The following is a 15835-nucleotide window of genomic DNA, read 5'->3' as shown; positions in this document are numbered from 1 at the left end:
CTGTCTACGGCCGAATCAGGTGGAGGTGCTGAATGGGCCCGTCACGGGGCAGAGGACACGACGCTCATGACGGCGTCACCGCTCCCGAGGTGGACTCGCCGGTCGGCATGCTGCTCTTCTCGGTGCGGCAGGCGCCCGGCTGGACCGCGGCGCTGGTGATGTCGAGCGCGGCCGGCTCGGCGACGGCGCTGGCGTTGCCCGCGGCGCTGGCCAGGTCGGTCGACACGGTGCTGGCGGGAGAGCGGGCCGGGGCGGCGCTCGGCGGGCTCGCGGCTCTTCTCGCGGTGGCCATGGCCGCCGAGGTCCTGGGAGTGTGGGCGGGCTCCGCCCAGGGAACCGCGGTCGAACTGTCGCTGCGTCGGGGGCTGACCCGGCGGTTGCTCCGCGCCGGGCTCGCGGGCCGGCACCGGTTCGCCGCGGGCGACGTGAGCAGCCGGATGGTCGCGGGCGCGGCGGAGGCGTCCGGGCTGGTCTCGACGGCGCTCTCCGTGGCGGCGGCGGTGGTGCTCTCCGCCGGTGGACTGGTGGCGCTCGCGGTGATCGACTGGCGCCTCGCGGTCGTGTTCACCGTGTGCGTGCCGGTGGCGGCCGTTCTCGTCCGGCGGTTCGTCTCCGAGGCGTCGCAGTTGATGACGCGCTACCAGGAACTGCAGGGAGCGTTGTCGGCCCGCCTGGTGGAGGCGATCTCCGGCGCGCGGACCATCCGCGCCGCGGGGACCCTGGACCGGGAGGTGGAACGCGTCCTCGCGCCGCTGCCTGATCTGACCGCGGTGGGCCGGGCGACCTGGGACGCCCAGTGCCGCACGGTCTGGAAGGTGTCGCTGCTCGGCCCGCTCACCCAGGTCGCGGTCCTCGCCGCGGCGGGGGTGGGCGTGGCGGACGGGCGGATCAGCCCGGGATCCTGGATAGCGGTGGCCGGCTACGTCGGCATCGCGCTTGGCCTGCTCGGCGTGGTGGACACGCTGATGGGCTTCGCGCACGTGCGGGCGGGAACGGCCAGGATCGCGGAGGTGCTGTCCCTGCCGCCCGGCGCCGGGGGCGCGCGTACGCTCCCGGACGGCCCCGGCGCGATCACGTTCCGATCGGTGAGCGTGCGCGTGGACGGCGAGACCCTGCTGGACGGCGTGGACGTGGACATCCCTCCCGGCGTCGCGGTCGCCGTCGTCGGCCGCTCGGGCGCCGGGAAGTCCACGTTCGCGGCGCTCGCCGGCGGGCTGCTCGCCCCGGACCGCGGTGAGGTGCTCCTGGACGGCGTCCCTCCGTCAGAACTGGAGCCGGGCAGCCTGCGCCGCGCCGTGGCGTACGCGTTCGAGCGGCCGGCCCTGCTCGGCGGGACCGTTCACGGCACGATCGCCTACGCCTCGCCGGAGGCGACCCGGGAGCAGGTGGAGCTCGCCGCGCGGCGGGTGTCCGCGGATGATTTCGTCCGGAGACTGCCCGAAGGCTACGACACGCCGCTGGACCGTGCGCCGCTGTCCGGCGGAGAGGCGCAGCGGCTCGGGCTGGCCAGGGCCGTGGTGGGGGAACGCCGGGTGCTGATCCTCGACGACGCCACCTCCAGCCTGGACACCGCGACGGAAGCCCAGGTGACCGCGACCCTGACCCGCCTGCTCGCCGGCCGCACCCGGATCGTCGTCGCGCACCGTGCCTCCACCGCTGCCCGCGCCGACCTGGTCGTATGGCTGGAGAACGGGCGGGTGCGCGGCACCGGGCCGCATGAGCTGCTGTGGCGGGAACCGGCCTACCGCGCCATGTTCACCACCGCGGGCGAGTTCGTGAAGGAGCCGGCGTGACCGGACGTACGGTGAGCCGCGACGGCTGGCGGTTGCTGCTCAGAGAGCTGGCCCGGCGGCGACGGCCGTTGATGTTCCTGGCCGTCTGGTCGGCCGTCGAGTCCCTGCCGGCGCTGCTGTCCGGGGTGACCGTGGCCGCGGCGCTGGACCAGGGGTTCCTGGCCGGGCGGCCCTGGCTGGGGCTGGCCTGGTTGGGGGTCCTCGGGCTGGCGATGGTGATCCAGGCACTGGCGACCCGCAACACCTTCCCCTGGCTGGCCGCGATCGTGGAGCCGGTACGCGACGCGCTATTCCGTGTGGTGGTCGACGGGGCGCTGCGGCGCGCGGTGGAGGGGACCGCGCCACAGGACGGCGCCGTGGTGGCCAGGCTCAGCGGGCAGGCCGAGACCGTGCGGAACCTGGTCGCCGCACTGCTGCGGATGCTGCGCCCCGCCGTCGCGTCGTCGTTCATGGCCCTGGCCGGGCTCGTCGCCCTCGCCCCGTTCGTCGCCGCGATCACCGCTCCACTGGTCCTGCTGAGCCTCGCGCTGTTCGCGTGGTTGACTCGGGCCCTGGCCGTACGCCAGCGCGAGATGGTCCTCGCGGAGGAGACGATGGCACGGGTGGCCACCGGCACCTTCGAGGGGCTTCGTGACGTGGTGGCGGCGGGAGCCGTCGAGACCGCCCGCGAGGCCGTCGAGCGGGCCGCGGAAGCTGATGCGCGGGCGACCCTCGCGATGGCCAGGGCCTCGTCCGCCCGGACCGCGATCATGGCGCTGGGCGGCACGGTGCCGGTGCTCCTGGTCCTTCTGCTGGCACCATGGCTCCTCCGGTCGGGCCGGATGACCTCCGGTGAGCTCGTGGGCGCGGCCACCTATCTGGTCGGCACCCTGGACCCTGCGCTGCGCTCGCTGACCGGGACCGTGGCGTCCTGGGGCCGGCAACTGGGTGTGCTCCTGCACCGGCTCGCCGAGACAAGCGAGGGCCCACCGGTGGCCGAGCGCCGGGGACACGCCAGGCCCGAGTCCGGCGAGGTCCGCGTCACCGGCCTGACGTTCGCGTACGGGCCGCACGCCGCGCCGGTCATCGACGACCTCACGCTGCACGTCCCCCAGGGCGAGCACCTGGCGATCGTCGGACCCAGTGGGATCGGCAAGTCCACGCTGGCCTCGCTCCTCACCGGCGTGGCCGTCCCAGAGGCCGGCACCGTGCGGCTCGGAGGCGTCCCGCTCCCGGACGTAGACCCGGCCCGCCTGCGGAGCATGATGGCGCTGATCCCGCAGGAGGCGTACGTCTTCACCGGAAGCCTGCGAGAAAACCTCGGCTACCTGCGTCCGGAAGTGACCACGGCCGAGCTCGACCGGGCGGTGGCCGAGCTCGGCATGCGCGCGCTGGTGGACCGGCTGGGCGGGTACGACGCCCCGCTGGGCGTCGACGGGCCAGCGCTGTCCGCCGGGGAGCGCCAGCTCATCGCCCTCGCACGGGTCTACGTCTCGACAGCCCGGGTGGTCGTGCTCGACGAGGCCACCTGCCACCTCGATCCGGTCGCGGAGGCCAGGGCGGAGCACGCCTTCGCCGCCACGGGCCGCACCCTCATCGTGATCGCGCACCGCATCAGCTCCGCCCGCCGCGCCCGCAGGATCCTGCTCCTCGACGGCACGTCGGCCGTGCTGGGGACGCACGAGGAGCTGGTCGCCGCCGCCCCGCTGTACGCCGATCTGGTGGGCAACTGGGATGTGCCGGCAGGCGACCTCGCGTGACGCCGTCAGTGCCCTGCACCGAGTCCGGCCGTTCGTCACCGTTGCCCCTGGTCGCACTGACCAACCCCGTCTACGACGGCGTGCCCGGGCTCGAGATCTGGCTCGGCGGCATCGACCTCGCGGACTTCGGCGGCGACCCGCTGAAGGCGATCAAGTCGTTCGGCGCGTCGGCGTTCTCGCCGCTGCCGGGCACCCGCGAGGGCGGCGAGGTGGGCGACGCCGACTACAGCCCTACGTGACCAAGGCGCTGGTCGGCGAGGCGCACGAGCTGGGCCTCAAGGTCATCCCGTGTACCGTCGAGGAGAAGTCGACGATGAACGCGATGATCGACGCCGGCGTGGACGGCATCATCACCGACTACCCGGACCGGCTGCGCGAGGTCATGGCCGACCGCGTCCGCTCGTCGACCAGTGCATCCCAGCGAGGCGATCGCCGGCTGTACGGCGAGACCGGCGCCGAGTCACTGATCCGATAGTGCTTGCCCCGTGATGACAGCTCGCTTCGTTGCCGCCAGCGCCAGGCCGAGTTGCATGCCCGCGAATGGAAAGTGCAGTGCCACGTTGGCACCGGTGAACGCATGCTCGACTACGGCACGATACTCCACTCCACCAAGGCCGATGACCTGGTCGAACCTGTCGAGCCCTTGATCTCGAACCTGCCGCCGGGTCGAGGCCTTCGCGATGGGCATCGACACGCGACGTTTGAAAGTGACGTTGTATGGACCTTCTACCGGATCGTCGGGATTCAGAAAGCCATACTTGGCGCTGAGAATCACCCACCTGTCGCCGAATCGCTCGGCGTATCGGCGGTTCACTATGAATGGTGCACCGATGTAAGCGTCCCGGGCTGCCGTCGGCCCCGCGTGCGGGTTCTTGTCCCAGATCTTGGCTTTGCCGCAGGGGACGATGACCAGGACGCGAGGGCTAAGCACTGGCGACCTGCGCTGCTCGCTCGATGTCTTTGGGGCACGCATGCGTAAGCGGGCACGAGACGCAGTTGGGAACGCCGGGGCGGCACCAGCCCCGCCCGATGAGCCAGCTGGGTAAGTCAAGTTCACCTGGGCGCGTCGGGTGCAGTTCGCGGGCCACCGCGATCATGTGGTCGCGGTCGTCCCTGTCGGCAAGGCGGGTACGGAGGAAGACGCGGCGCAGATGTACGTCATAGGCGACGTCGCTTCGTTCCAGATTCTTGATCTGAACACCGAGATCGCGCTCCAGAATCTCCACAGCCATCGCGGCCTTCTTCTGGCCGATACCTACGAACGCATCCAAACGAGCCTGTAACTCGTCCGCACTGGGCTGATCGGACCAGATCGCCCCGGCGTCGCCGTCGTAGTCGGTCAGCACCCGACGGGCGGCGAGTACCAACCAGCGGGGCATCGTCTCGGTGTATCTGTGCAGCTTCGGAGGAGAGTTGATGGCCGCCAGAACGGCGGACTCGTCGGCTGCGATCCGTTCGGGATCGAGGTGACCGAGGCGCTGGCGCAGATGCCAGGGCGCCTGCCATGCTCGCTCTGCCGACACACCCTGATCGAACAGAACCCCGACCAGGAACGCGAAGCTATTCGTGCGGATGAACTCGTTCGCCTCCTTGTCGGGTGTGAAGTCCACCGCCGGCGTCTGCGGAGTGGCACGGTGCTGTCCTGCGTACTTCAAGAGCGCGGCGACCACGGCGGCGCGCACTTCAGTGTCATCGTGGGGTCGCACGGAAGCAGGGGCCGGTCCGGTGCCGGTGACGGGCGGAAGGGACAACCGATTACGGCGGCCTTTAGGCAGACGGTCCCAAGCCACCGCACGTAACAATGCGTGGCGTGCCCATCCGTCGATGTCTTCTTGCCTCAGCTTCACCGCCAAACTGCGCGGGCTGTATGGGCCGCGGACCTCCTCAGCCATGACCACGACCGGAAAGGAGGCATAGTCGGGTGGAATCGTGTCACCTGGCCTCAGATGGCGTTTGGTCGTCTTGATCAGGCTCAGCAGGCTGGCGGAGCGATCGAAGTCATCAGACTCGACGCCCTCGACCGTCGGGTTCCCTTCGACCCACGTCACCGAATGCACGCGCGAGCGGCCATAGACATTTCTGCGGCCGATTCCATGCCGGATATGGAACTCCTGGCCGTCCATGGTGACCACGGCTGCCCAGCCCCGCTCGAACGATTCAAACGCGTCTGGCCAGCGCCACGAAAACGGTCCCAACGCAGTCATTGTGATCAGCCGGATGTCGGGAATCGCCAGCCTCCCCATGTTCACGAGTCCAGGTGCCCATATCGCTTCCCGCTCTGCCAGGAGTGAAACCGCAAGCATTTAGCGAACAGTGGACTTCATCAGTGCCAGGTTGCGGAGAATGGACAAAAAGGACTTTATGCAAGGCGGGAGGCGCCATGTCGTCCACCGAAGAGAACCGGTTGTCGGACCCATAGGTGATGTGGGAGTCTCGGCGCAGCCCGATGGCACGGACCGTCCGACGGCCGGTGGCGCGGCGTCCGGTCAGGCGGCGATCGCAGGGAACACCACGAGCGATCCGTCGCGGCTTCGTTCGATCTCGATGGCAACGTCAGCCTGGTGGGTTCCCACGTTGAGGTCATCGCCCAAGGCGCGAAGGCGATATACGGCTTGGAGTAGGTCGTCCACCTCGCGCTGCGTGAACATGATGTTCAGGAAACCGCCATCACGCTTCAATTCAAGGGTCGACAGTCGAAGAAGGACGGAGTTGATGCCTGATTCCAGCTCGTCGACGCGACGCTCGTCGTCGTGCAGCGATGCGACAAAGCTCTTGAACGGATTGTCCGTGCCGGACAGTTGAGCGTGTTCGACCGCCTGAAGCACGAGCACCCGGCGCTTGAGAGCGATGGCGAGCCGTGCCAGCTCCAGGTGCGCGCGGAATGCTCCGCCTTCCTCGTTGACGCCGGGGAACGTTTTCGTCAACACATCAAGATCGACAGGGCCGTCGGGCAGCTTGGTCAGCGCGTCTTGCCATTTCATGAGCCGGCGCTTGGCTCGTTGGATCGCCGTGCTGATCGCGTACGACGAGGTGTCCAGCCCTAACGACAGGCCGATCCTGCCCTGGTCGAGGAGGATCGACGTCGCCTTGTCGATCGCGTCACGGCAACCGTCCAATTCGCTGCGTTCGTCCTCGAGGTTGTCTTCGTGTAACTGCTCCAGGAGGTCGGTGATCCGCTCGATCGCTTTCTGGCGCTGCTGATCAGCGTAGGCGCTGACGCCGACCGCGACGGCCATCAGCACAAGGGGCGCCGCCACGGTCAACGCTCCGCCGGCAGCGGCAGCGACGCCGGCTGTGCCGGCCGAGCCGGTCGCGGCACCTGCGACAGCGGGACCGGCAACGGGCACAAAACTTGCGTGGTTTGTGATGCGGCCGGCGGAGTTGATCAGAGCGCTGTGAACACCTCCGGCAGATGCCTTCATGGGCCGGACGAGTCCCTGACCGATCTGTGCGGCGACCCTTGCCGGTACGACCATTCGGTAGAGCACGTCACCGGTGGCGGCGACCTTCATTGTCGGAGGCGCTGACTTCGCTGTCTGGGCCACGAGGTGCGACAACTGCTGCGCGAGAGGACTGGCCGCATGGAGCGGAATCCCACCGTTCCGATCGCGCCTGGTCGAAATCGGATGCGCTTCCAGCGTGGCGATCGGGGGAATCCGCAAGTGTTGCCAGGGCTGTTCGCAGTTCGGCGAGCCGGGCCGGTGTCATGCCCTCATCACCCAGCACGTTCGGCACGCTCAAGGCCTCTGTAGCGAGTGTCCATACTGGCAGGGGTGCCTCATCACCAGTGGTCACGCTGTGTCCCCTCTCCAAACTGAGACACACCATAGCCCTTCAGCCATGAATCTGGATGGCTCAGCAATTTGCCGAACGACGTGCAGCTGTCCGGCCCGCTGAGTATTTCTAACGATGCGCCCTATTTATCCATTGATGCGGCGTGTCGAGTCGCGCGGCGTATCGCATTGAGGCGAGGCGACCGGCGACCCCGTCGACGCCGACCAGCGGGGGCTCGCGCATCCTGTCGGCGCGTTCGGCCACCCGCCATCTAGAACAGCCACAACCGGGCGAGCGGGCCGGCGCCATCGTCGCCGCGGGCCAGCCGGTCTTCATCCGCTTGATCAGCGCCAGGCGCCGCATGTCCTCCTCGCCGTAGAGGCGGAAGCACCCCTGCGTGCGGGCGCTTCCGGCGTGCCACGTGGGCGGTCACCGGCCGTCCAGGGCGCGAGTCATCCGCTCCAGATGGCCCAGCAGGAGCTCGGCCTGCTCCGCGTCGAGGTGGGCGGTCAACCGCCGTTCGATCTCGAGCACGTCGCCGCGCGCGGCGACGAGCCGGGCTCTGCCTTCCGCCGTGAGCGTGGCGGGCAGGGCTCTGCCCTGCGGCGCGGACGCCGGCCGTTCGACCAGCCCGGCGTCCTCCAGGTTGCGGAGCAGCACGTTCATCGACTGCCGGGTGACGAAGGCGCCCCTGGCCAGCTCGGCGTTGGACAGCCCCGGCCGCTGGTCGAGCAGCTCCAGGCATGCGTACTGCGGAGTGGTCAGGTCGTGGCGGCGCAGCGTGGCGTCCATGGCCGAGCGCAGCGTCGCCTGAACCCTCTTCAGCTGGTAGCCCACCAGGCGGCCGAGGTCCGTGCCGTCGCCTTCTTGCCTCATGTCAGCATTCTGACATATGGTCTCCTATGTCAAAGCTCTGACATAGGAGGAATCATGACCGTCACCGGAGTGGACTTCGTGGCGTTGCAGGTGCGCGATCTGGAAGCCGCGGCCGCGTTCTACGAGAAGCGCCTCGGGCTGCGGCGTGACTCCGCCGGACCGCCGCACGCCGTGGTGTTCGCCACCACGCCCATTCCGTTCGCGGTGCGCGAGCCGCTGCCCGGCGTCGACCTGGAGGCGGCCCCGCGTCCTGGCCTCGGAGTGGCGCTGTGGTTCAAAGCCGACGACGCCCAGCGGCTCCACGACGAGCTCACCGCGGCCGGGGTGCCGATCGTGTCCGCGCCGGTCGACGGGCCGTTCGGCCGGACGTTCTCCTTCAGCGACCCGGACGGGTACGTGGTCACCGTCCACGACAGGTGAACGGGGGCCACGCGGGACGTGACGGTGGTTGCCCGCCGCGCCCCGCGTGGACCCCGTAGCGCACTCTCCCGCTCACGCGTACCCCGGGAATTCGATCCGATGCACAGCCGGACATGCCGGTGCCCACCCCCAGGGGGCTGGGGGTGGGCACCGGAGCTTGCCGGGGTCTACTTCAGGATCGGGAGGCGGCGGACCAGCGGGGTGGCGGCCCATGCCTTGCCGAGTCCGAGGGTGGCGCCGGCGTTGGCGAGGGCGAGGCCGATGAGGACGATGGCGTAGACGATGTGGTCGTCCATGAAGGGGTTGGTGGTGAGGGGCAGTGCGGCGGCCCACATCATCAGCAGGAGCAGGGTGCCGGTGGTGGCGGCGATGCGCATTCCGATGCCGAGGATGAGTGCGGTGCCGATGCCGGCCAGGCCGGTCATGAACAGCCAGTCGACCCAGGGCTGTCCGGCGAGGGCGTTGAACAGGCCGCCGAGGGTGTTGTCGGCGGTGCCCTTGAGGAAGCCGGTGGTGGGGCTGCCGCCGTTGATCCAGGCCTTGGCGGCGGGGGTGGCGAAGCCGAAGCCGAACATCTTGTCCAGGAAGGCCCACAGGAACACCCAGCCGAGGGCGATGCGGGCGGCGGCCCAGGCGAACCGGGCGGGGCCGGTGCCTGCGGCGGGGAGCGTCTCGGTGTGCGCACGGGGGGCGGGGACCGTGACCGTGGCGGCGGGAGCGGCGTCGTAGAGGCGGTGCTTCCTCTGGTTGCGCCCTTCGGTGATGGCCATGACCGGCCCCTTTCAGCGTGTTCGCGTCTTTGCTCTCTCTTTGACACCTCAAGCAAACCGCGATCACCCGTCCCGCCGCTGGTGCCGTACGGCACGCCGCGTGCGCCCCGAAGTCCCCGTGATCGTGGGACCTTCGGCCCGGCCCGTGCCCGCTCAGCTCGTCAGCAGGCCGATGCCGAGGGCCAGCACGCCCGCCGCCAGGCAGAGCGCGCCGATCCAGAGCAGGACGATCAGCCGGTTCGGCCGGGTCGCGCCCCGCTCCAGGGACGACAGGAAGAAACCGGCGGACATGAGCACGGCGGCGGCCGGCACACCGAGCCGGGCCGTCCACAGGGCGACGCCGTCGAGATCGGTGGCGTCGACGAAGAGGAGGCAGACCAGCCCGAGAGTGACCAGCACCCCCGCGTGGGCGTGCCCGGCGCGGGCGAACGTCTGCTGGAAGGGCGTCATCGGCACCTGACCGCGGACGATCCTGGTGAGGAACCACCCGCCGAACTCGATGGTCACGACGGTCAGCAGGACGACGCCGGCGATCGCCTGGGTCGGCTGGCTGAGCTGCAGGGGGGTCATGGGCTCTCCTGAAAGGACATGATCGAGAGGGGTCGGCCGCGCGGGACGTCAGCGGCCGGGGTCCAGGGCGGCATCGGGAATGCCGAGCGCCCGCGCGAGGTCGGCCAGCTCCGCCTCGAACAGGTCGCCCGCCTCGTCGCCGATCGCCCGGGTGAGGCCGAGCGACTCCACGCAGACCAGTGCGTAGAGCCGCAGCCACCCGCGGGTGAAGGCAACCGTGGCGGAGGTGGTGGGCAGCGAGATCTCCAGCCCTTGGACGAAGCGTTCGGCCAGCGGCTCGATCCGCGGCCTGCGGGACCGGCCGGCGGGGGAGTCGACGCCATGGTCCCGCCACACGCCGGCGAAGACGTCGGCGAACAGCCTGCCCACCTGGCGCCGCGCCCGGGCGACCGCCGGGTTCTCCTGCTCCTGCGACGCCACGACGAGGGAGAAGTGGAACTCCCTGGCGTGCTCGATAGCCCAGCACCGCAGTGCCCTGCTCGCGACGACGAGCCGGCGCGCGGTGTCCGCCTCGTCCACCTCGCCGATCCTGGCGGCGACGAACTCGGTGAGCTCGTCCAGGATCGCCACTATGACGGCGTCGACGAGGGCGCGGTGGCTGTCGAAGTAGCGATAGATGCCGGGCGGGGTCATGCCCATCTCCCGGGCGACCGCTCGGATCGTCAGCGCCTCGGCCCCCTGGCTCGTCAGGATCTCCCGGCTCACCGAGATCAGCTCACGCAGCGTCGCGTCGCGGACCCTCTGGCGCCGTGAAGGACCGGGGGTCACGGGCTCCTCCATCGGCTCTCCTTCCATGGGCTGGTGTTTACAGTGTTAACTATAGCTATCCCAATTAGTAAGGATTACCCTTGTTCGCGGAAAGCCGGTGACAGGCGGGCGGCCGTGCCGCCCGCACGCGTCGCACGTCTCTCCCCGTCCGGTCATCGTCCGTCCGACCCTGGAGGCCCTCGTGAACATCGACTCCGGTGCCGTGCTGAGCGCCGAACCCGCCGGTATCCCGGCCGCCGCGCGCCGGGTCGGCGCCGCCGAACGCGACCGTGCCGTCGACCTGCTCGGTGACGCCTACAGCACCGGCTACCTCACCAAGGAGGAGTTCGACGAGCGTCTCGACGCCGCCGCGCGGGCGCGTCACCGCACCGAGATCGACGCACTCCTCGCCGACCTGCCGCCGAAGCTCCGTACGTCGAGGGACAGGGCGCGGCGCCGGGCCCGTACGGTCACGGCGGCCAGGCTCGGCATGCGCATCCACGCCGGCGTCTACGCCGGGACCTCACTTCTCCTGGTGGCCGTCTGGCTCCTCGTCGGACGGGCGACGGACTTCTGGTATCCGTGGCCGATCTGGCCCGTCTTCGGCTGGGGAGTGGGAGTGCTGGGCCACGTCGTACCCGTGACCCTGGCGATCCGCGCCCGCGAACGCCGGGATAGGTCCGCATCGATCGCTTGACCACCTCACCAGGGTGGCCCGCCGGGTCGCGGAACCGGCGCTCCGCTGACCCCGCCGAGCTTCGGTCCCCGCAGACCGGACATGGTGGAACGTTCAGGGCTCTCACGGAGCGAAGGAGTCGCGGTCGTAATATGGCGAATTAAGAGATATCCCTGCTGGTCACGAGGCATGCCATACGGGTGGGAGAGGCGCGGCGTACGCGATGGGGTGAGGGAAAAGGCGGACTTATCCGGCGCATGATCGTGGTGAGCGCGCTGATCCTGGGCCTCATCAGCAGCGCCTTCGGGTTCCTCCTTCCGGCGATCGCGGGTTTTCGTGACGCGGTGGACCTCGCGAACCACTCCAGGCATGTGCTGACGACGGCGAACCACCTCCAGAGGCTCGTGATCGATCTCGAGACCGGTCAGCGGGGGTTCATCATCGCCGGGGACGAGAGCTTGCTGGAGCCGTGGAGACAGGCCCGTGCCTCCATCCCCGGGCAGGCGGCCGCCCTGGAGCGGCTCGCGAGCGCGTACAGCCCCGCGCAGGGCGACCGGGCGCGCCAGATCAAGCAATCCATCGAAACCTACATTCGCGACTATTCGGTTCCGGTCGTGGAGGCCGCGCGGCGAGACCCGGCAGCCGCCCGCACGGTGGCGGTGACGCAGGACGGGAAGCGCCGAGTCGACGCGATCAGGAGCCAGTTCCAGCGCTTCGTGGCTTTCGAGGACCAGACCCTCGCCTCGCGACAGGCACGTGCCGCCGATGCCGCTGTCCTGGCCACCGTGGCGGCGTCGGTCAGTGTGGCGGGCTCTATTGTGCTCATCCTTCTCTTCGACACCTACCTGATCCGGTCGATCGTCCGGCCGATCCGCAAGGCGGCCGCCGTCGCCTCCCGGCTCGCCGACGGAGACCTCACGGCGCGCATGCCGGAAACCGGTGCGGGTGAGATCGGCGAACTCGAGGCCGCGTTCAACACCATGGGGCGCTCGCTGGAGGAGAGCCGCGAGCTGACGGAGAAGGCGCACAGACGCCTCAAGCTGCTGTACGACGCCAGCACGGCGGTGGGCACCACCCTCGATGTGCGGCGGACCGCCGAAGAACTGGTGAAGGTGGTGGTCCCCGAGTTCGCCGACTTCGTCACGGTCGACCTGACAGCGGCCGTCTTGCGAGGCGATGACCACAAGCCGGACGAGGGCGAGACCCTGTGCCGGGTGGCCGTCGGATGCGTTGAGGACACCGCGTCGTTCCGCCCGCCCGGCGTGCCGATCACGTGGGCCCCGTCCACGCCTCAGGCCCGCAGTTTCGACGGCGGCCTCGCCGTGATCGAGCCCGATCTGCGGGCTTCCACCGCGTGGCGTTCCCCTGACGCGGAAGAGACCGATCGGATCCTGGCCCGCGGCGTCCATTCCCTGATCACGACCCCGCTGCGGGCCCGGGGGATGCGGATGGGCGTCATCAGCTTCTGGCGTTCGCGCCTCCCCGGGCGATTCGACGAGGAGGACCTGTCCTACGCGGTGGAACTGACCGCCAAAGCGGGTGTCGTCATCGACAACGCCCGCCGCTACACCCGTGAACGCACCACCGCGCTGACCCTGCAGCGCAGTCTGCTGCCCCAGCGGCTGCCCGAGCAGCCGGCGGTCGAGGTCGCCTTCCGTTATCTGCCGGCGAGCCCTCAGTCAGGGGTGGGCGGCGACTGGTTCGACGTGATCCCGCTGTCCGGCTGCCGGGTCGCCCTCGTCGTCGGGGACGTCGTCGGTCACGGCATCCACGCCGCCGCCACGATGGGTCGGCTGCGCACCGCCGTACGGACCCTGGCCGACGTCGACCTGCCACCTGACGAGCTCCTCACCCACCTGGACGACCTGGTCATCCACCTCACCAGCGATGAACAGCCCGGCGTGGCGGAAGGCGACACGGCCGCGTTCGCCGAGCTGGGCGCCACGTGCCTGTACGCCGTCTACGACCCCGTCTCGCGCCTGTGCACCGCGGCCACCGCCGGTCACCCGCTGCCTGTTCTGATCGCTCCCGACGGCACCACGGAACAGGTGACCGGGCCGGTGGGCCCCCCTCTCGGAATCGGCGGCCTACCCTTCGAAAGCATCGAGCTGTGCTTGACCGCGGGCACCGTCATCGCCCTGTTCACCGATGGCCTGGTCGAATCCCGCGCCCGTGACATGGACCAGGGCCTCGCCGAGATGCGCCGCGCACTGGCGCTGCCGGCGGCATCACTCGAAGACGCCTGCGACACCGTGACCGGCGCCCTGCTCGACGGCCGCGCGGCCGACGACGCGGCCCTTCTCCTCGCGCGCACAAGAGCCCTCTCCCCGGACCGGATCGCCACGTGGGACATCCCCGCCGACCCGGCCCTGGTCGCGCCCACCCGGAAGCTCGCCATCGAGCAGCTCCTCGCGTGGGGACTGGACGAAATGGAGTTCGTCACCGGCCTCGTGGTGAGCGAGCTGGTCACCAACGCCATGCGCCACGGGACCGGCCCGATCCAGCTGCGAATGATCCGCGACCGCACACTGATCTGCGAGGTCTCCGACGGCAGCAGCACCGCACCGCATCTGCGCCGGGCGCGCGTCTTCGACGAGGGGGGCCGAGGACTGCTGCTGGTCGCACGGCTCACGCAGGGCTGGGGCGCGAGGCAGACGGCCAATGGCAAGACAATCTGGTGCGAACAGGCATTGCCTTCCCCCATGCCGGACTCGGACGGGACATCCGGCGAAGTCCCTGAGGCGGCTTAAGACGCGTCAAGAGGGCGGGCCCTGCCGGCCGGAACAGGGCCGGTCGGGCCGTAGATGGCATGGGGTGAAAAGCATGAAGCCCGGTCCTTGGGACCGGGCTTCAACCCACAGTTGATTGTGTGTCCGAGGGGGGACTTGAACCCCCATGCCCATCACTGGGCACTAGCACCTCAAGCTAGCGCGTCTGCCTATTCCGCCACCCGGACGTGGTGCCTCACGCTGGATCGTCATCCGGCGTCGGCGGATACAGGTTAGCACTCTCTTGGCCGTGCTTCACACCGGGAATCGGCCCGCGCAAGCCCGGGGTGAATGCCGCGCCTGTACGACGGCAGGATGGAGGCTTGAGCCGTACGACGTGAAAGGCGGGCCGGCTCCCGGTTGGGCCCGCCGGCAGGAGGAGGCGCAATGACCCCACGCTACGGGGAGGACGAGGTCGCCGAGCTGTGCCGCGACCTGATCCGCATCGACTCGGTCAACGCGGGGGACAACGCGGGGCCAGGGGAACGTGAGGCCGCGGAGTACGTGGCGGGCAAGCTGTCGGAGGTGGGCCTGGAGCCGCGGATCCTGGAGTCCGACCCCGGGCGGGCGAACGTGGTCGCCCGGGTTGAGGGCACCGACCCGGGCAGGGACGCCCTGGTCCTCCACGGCCATCTGGACGTCGTGCCGTTCGACGCGGCCGACTGGACCCACCACCCGCTGAGCGGCGAGATCGCCGACGGGTGCGTCTGGGGCCGCGGCGCGGTCGACATGAAGGACATGGACGCGATGATCCTCGCCGTCGTGCGGCGGCGGCTGAGCGAGGGCCGCAGGCCGCCCAGGGACGTCGTGCTCGTCTTCACGGCCGACGAGGAGGCCGGGGGCCACTACGGCGCCCAGTGGCTGGCCCAGCGCCACCCGGAGGTCTTCGAGGGCTGCACCGAGGCGGTCGGCGAGGTGGGCGGCTTCAGCGTGACCACCGACCAGGGCCGCATGTACCTGATCGAGGCGGCGGAGAAGGGCATCGCCTGGATGCGCCTGACCGCCAAGGGCAGGGCCGGGCACGGCTCCATGCTCAACGACGACAACGCCGTGACCGAGCTGGCGGAGGCGGTCGGCAGGATCGGCCGCCACAAGTGGCCGGTCAGGCTCACGCCCACCGTGCAGGCGTTCTTCGAGGAGGTCTTCGGCAGGGAGGTCAAGGCGGAGGACGCGGAGGCGGCGGTGGCCACGCTCGGACCGCTCGCCAGGATGATCGGCGCCACTCTCCGCAACACGACCAACCCGACCATGCTCCAGGCGGGGTACAAGGCGAACGTCATCCCCCAGGCCGCGACCGCGCACGTGGACGGCAGGTTCCTGCCGGGGTACGAGGACGAGTTCTTCCAGACCCTGGACGAGCTGCTCGGGCCCAACGTGACCAGGGAGTTCGTCTACCACGACGTGGCCGTCGAGACCCCCTTCAAGGGGCCGCTGGTCAAGGCGATGGCGGACGCGCTGCACGAGGAGGACCCGGGCGCGCGGGCCGTTCCGTACACGCTGAGCGGCGGCACCGACCTCAAGGCCTTCAGCCGTCTCGGCATCAGCGGGTACGGCTTCGCGCCGCTGCGGCTTCCCGAAGACTTGGACTTCTCCGGGATGTTCCATGGCGTCGACGAGCGGGTTCCGGTCGATTCGCTCCGGTTCGGCGTTCGGGTCCTTGACCGTTTCCTCGAATACTGCTGAGAAAGCTCTTGCGATCACG

Annotated in this window: 16 protein-coding genes and 1 tRNA gene; 8 read left to right on the top strand and 9 right to left on the bottom strand. The window is 69.8% G+C overall.

Annotation, left to right across the window (positions count from 1 at the left end):
• Nucleotides 1-32 precede the first annotated feature (32 nt).
• From HHX31_RS15230 to HHX31_RS35665, 4 genes are read left to right on the top strand one after another with little or no spacing between them, the layout of a single operon-like run.
• Nucleotides 33-1793, top strand: coding sequence for an ABC transporter ATP-binding protein (locus HHX31_RS15230; RefSeq protein ID WP_249346028.1), 1761 nt, complete (start codon nt 33-35; stop codon nt 1791-1793).
• Nucleotides 1790-3532, top strand: coding sequence for an ABC transporter ATP-binding protein (locus tag HHX31_RS15225; protein ID WP_311931804.1), 1743 nt, complete (start codon nt 1790-1792; stop codon nt 3530-3532). The genes HHX31_RS15230 and HHX31_RS15225 overlap by 4 nt, the downstream gene beginning before the upstream one ends.
• Nucleotides 3529-3771 (top strand): hypothetical protein, encoded by a 243-nt coding sequence (locus HHX31_RS35670; protein WP_311931803.1) that lies wholly within the window; start codon nt 3529-3531, stop codon nt 3769-3771. The genes HHX31_RS15225 and HHX31_RS35670 overlap by 4 nt, the downstream gene beginning before the upstream one ends.
• On the top strand, nt 3768-4007 hold the full coding sequence (locus HHX31_RS35665; protein ID WP_311931802.1) for a glycerophosphodiester phosphodiesterase family protein: 240 nt from the start codon (nt 3768-3770) through the stop codon (nt 4005-4007). The genes HHX31_RS35670 and HHX31_RS35665 overlap by 4 nt, the downstream gene beginning before the upstream one ends.
• Here HHX31_RS35665 and HHX31_RS15215 read toward each other — a convergent pair.
• From HHX31_RS15215 to HHX31_RS15195, 5 genes are all read right to left on the bottom strand, one after another.
• On the bottom strand, nt 3993-4463 hold the full coding sequence (locus HHX31_RS15215) for a DUF6884 domain-containing protein (protein WP_211589764.1): 471 nt from the start codon (nt 4461-4463) through the stop codon (nt 3993-3995). The genes HHX31_RS35665 and HHX31_RS15215 overlap by 15 nt on opposite strands.
• Entirely contained in the window at nt 4456-5775 is a 1320-nt protein-coding gene (locus HHX31_RS15210) for a hypothetical protein (RefSeq protein WP_169948938.1), read from the bottom strand. Before HHX31_RS15210 ends, HHX31_RS15215 begins: the two co-directional genes overlap by 8 nt.
• Nucleotides 5776-6018: 243 nt before the next feature.
• Nucleotides 6019-7044, bottom strand: coding sequence for a hypothetical protein (locus HHX31_RS15205; RefSeq protein WP_211589763.1), 1026 nt, complete (start codon nt 7042-7044; stop codon nt 6019-6021).
• Nucleotides 7045-7435: 391 nt separating this feature from the next.
• The gene (locus HHX31_RS15200; protein ID WP_169948937.1) at nt 7436-7669 is read right to left on the bottom strand and encodes a hypothetical protein; all 234 of its coding nucleotides are present in this window, start codon (nt 7667-7669) and stop codon (nt 7436-7438) included.
• A gap of 66 nt (nt 7670-7735) precedes the next feature.
• Nucleotides 7736-8182 (bottom strand): MarR family winged helix-turn-helix transcriptional regulator, encoded by a 447-nt coding sequence (locus tag HHX31_RS15195; protein WP_169948936.1) that lies wholly within the window; start codon nt 8180-8182, stop codon nt 7736-7738.
• A 54-nt stretch (nt 8183-8236) separates the two neighbouring features.
• Between HHX31_RS15195 and HHX31_RS15190 the strand changes: the two genes are divergently transcribed.
• A complete protein-coding gene (locus HHX31_RS15190; RefSeq protein ID WP_169948935.1) occupies nt 8237-8602 on the top strand; it encodes a VOC family protein in 366 nt (121 codons plus the stop codon).
• 167 nt (nt 8603-8769) lie between these two features.
• Here the strand turns inward: HHX31_RS15190 and HHX31_RS15185 are convergent, their stop codons facing one another.
• The 3 genes from HHX31_RS15185 to HHX31_RS15175 form a co-directional block, all read right to left on the bottom strand.
• Nucleotides 8770-9372, bottom strand: coding sequence for a hypothetical protein (locus HHX31_RS15185; protein ID WP_169948934.1), 603 nt, complete (start codon nt 9370-9372; stop codon nt 8770-8772).
• Nucleotides 9373-9525: 153 nt separating this feature from the next.
• Nucleotides 9526-9942, bottom strand: coding sequence for a hypothetical protein (locus HHX31_RS15180; protein WP_169948933.1), 417 nt, complete (start codon nt 9940-9942; stop codon nt 9526-9528).
• A 48-nt stretch (nt 9943-9990) separates the two neighbouring features.
• The gene (locus tag HHX31_RS15175) at nt 9991-10722 is read right to left on the bottom strand and encodes a TetR/AcrR family transcriptional regulator (RefSeq protein ID WP_169948932.1); all 732 of its coding nucleotides are present in this window, start codon (nt 10720-10722) and stop codon (nt 9991-9993) included.
• A gap of 169 nt (nt 10723-10891) precedes the next feature.
• On the opposite strand from HHX31_RS15175, the gene HHX31_RS15170 reads away from it, so the two are divergent.
• Complete coding sequence (locus HHX31_RS15170; protein WP_169948931.1) at nt 10892-11386, top strand: DUF1707 domain-containing protein; 495 nt, start codon at nt 10892-10894, stop codon at nt 11384-11386.
• Between the two features lie 236 nt (nt 11387-11622).
• Entirely contained in the window at nt 11623-14115 is a 2493-nt protein-coding gene (locus HHX31_RS15165; protein WP_169948930.1) for a SpoIIE family protein phosphatase, read from the top strand.
• Between the two features lie 120 nt (nt 14116-14235).
• Here HHX31_RS15165 and HHX31_RS15160 read toward each other — a convergent pair.
• Nucleotides 14236-14321: transfer RNA gene (locus HHX31_RS15160), tRNA-Leu, on the bottom strand.
• A 199-nt stretch (nt 14322-14520) separates the two neighbouring features.
• Here HHX31_RS15160 and HHX31_RS15155 point away from each other — a divergent pair.
• On the top strand, nt 14521-15816 hold the full coding sequence (locus tag HHX31_RS15155) for a M20/M25/M40 family metallo-hydrolase (RefSeq protein WP_169948929.1): 1296 nt from the start codon (nt 14521-14523) through the stop codon (nt 15814-15816).
• Nucleotides 15817-15835: the final 19 nt, after the last annotated feature.

The organism is Microbispora sp. H11081 (genome assembly GCF_012999535.1).
Lineage (GTDB): Bacteria > Actinomycetota > Actinomycetes > Streptosporangiales > Streptosporangiaceae > Microbispora.
The sequence above is the reverse complement of the archived record's forward strand: the minus strand, read 5'-3'. Positions and strand labels throughout refer to the sequence as shown.

What these genes read in the sequence shown, in the direction of transcription:
- HHX31_RS15165 (WP_169948930.1), top strand. Translation starts at nt 11,623, where the DNA reads ATGATCGTGGTGAGCGCGCTGATCCTGGGCCTCATCAGCAGCGCCTTC.
- HHX31_RS15205 (WP_211589763.1), bottom strand. Translation starts at nt 7,044, where the DNA reads ATGAAGGTCGCCGCCACCGGTGACGTGCTCTACCGAATGGTCGTACCG.
- HHX31_RS15230 (WP_249346028.1), top strand. Translation starts at nt 33, where the DNA reads ATGGGCCCGTCACGGGGCAGAGGACACGACGCTCATGACGGCGTCACC.
- HHX31_RS15200 (WP_169948937.1), bottom strand. Translation starts at nt 7,669, where the DNA reads ATGCGGCGCCTGGCGCTGATCAAGCGGATGAAGACCGGCTGGCCCGCG.
- HHX31_RS15210 (WP_169948938.1), bottom strand. Translation starts at nt 5,775, where the DNA reads ATGGGGAGGCTGGCGATTCCCGACATCCGGCTGATCACAATGACTGCG.
- HHX31_RS15155 (WP_169948929.1), top strand. Translation starts at nt 14,521, where the DNA reads ATGACCCCACGCTACGGGGAGGACGAGGTCGCCGAGCTGTGCCGCGAC.
- HHX31_RS15185 (WP_169948934.1), bottom strand. Translation starts at nt 9,372, where the DNA reads ATGGCCATCACCGAAGGGCGCAACCAGAGGAAGCACCGCCTCTACGAC.
- HHX31_RS15180 (WP_169948933.1), bottom strand. Translation starts at nt 9,942, where the DNA reads ATGACCCCCCTGCAGCTCAGCCAGCCGACCCAGGCGATCGCCGGCGTC.
- HHX31_RS15195 (WP_169948936.1), bottom strand. Translation starts at nt 8,182, where the DNA reads ATGAGGCAAGAAGGCGACGGCACGGACCTCGGCCGCCTGGTGGGCTAC.
- HHX31_RS15190 (WP_169948935.1), top strand. Translation starts at nt 8,237, where the DNA reads ATGACCGTCACCGGAGTGGACTTCGTGGCGTTGCAGGTGCGCGATCTG.
- HHX31_RS15175 (WP_169948932.1), bottom strand. Translation starts at nt 10,722, where the DNA reads ATGGAGGAGCCCGTGACCCCCGGTCCTTCACGGCGCCAGAGGGTCCGC.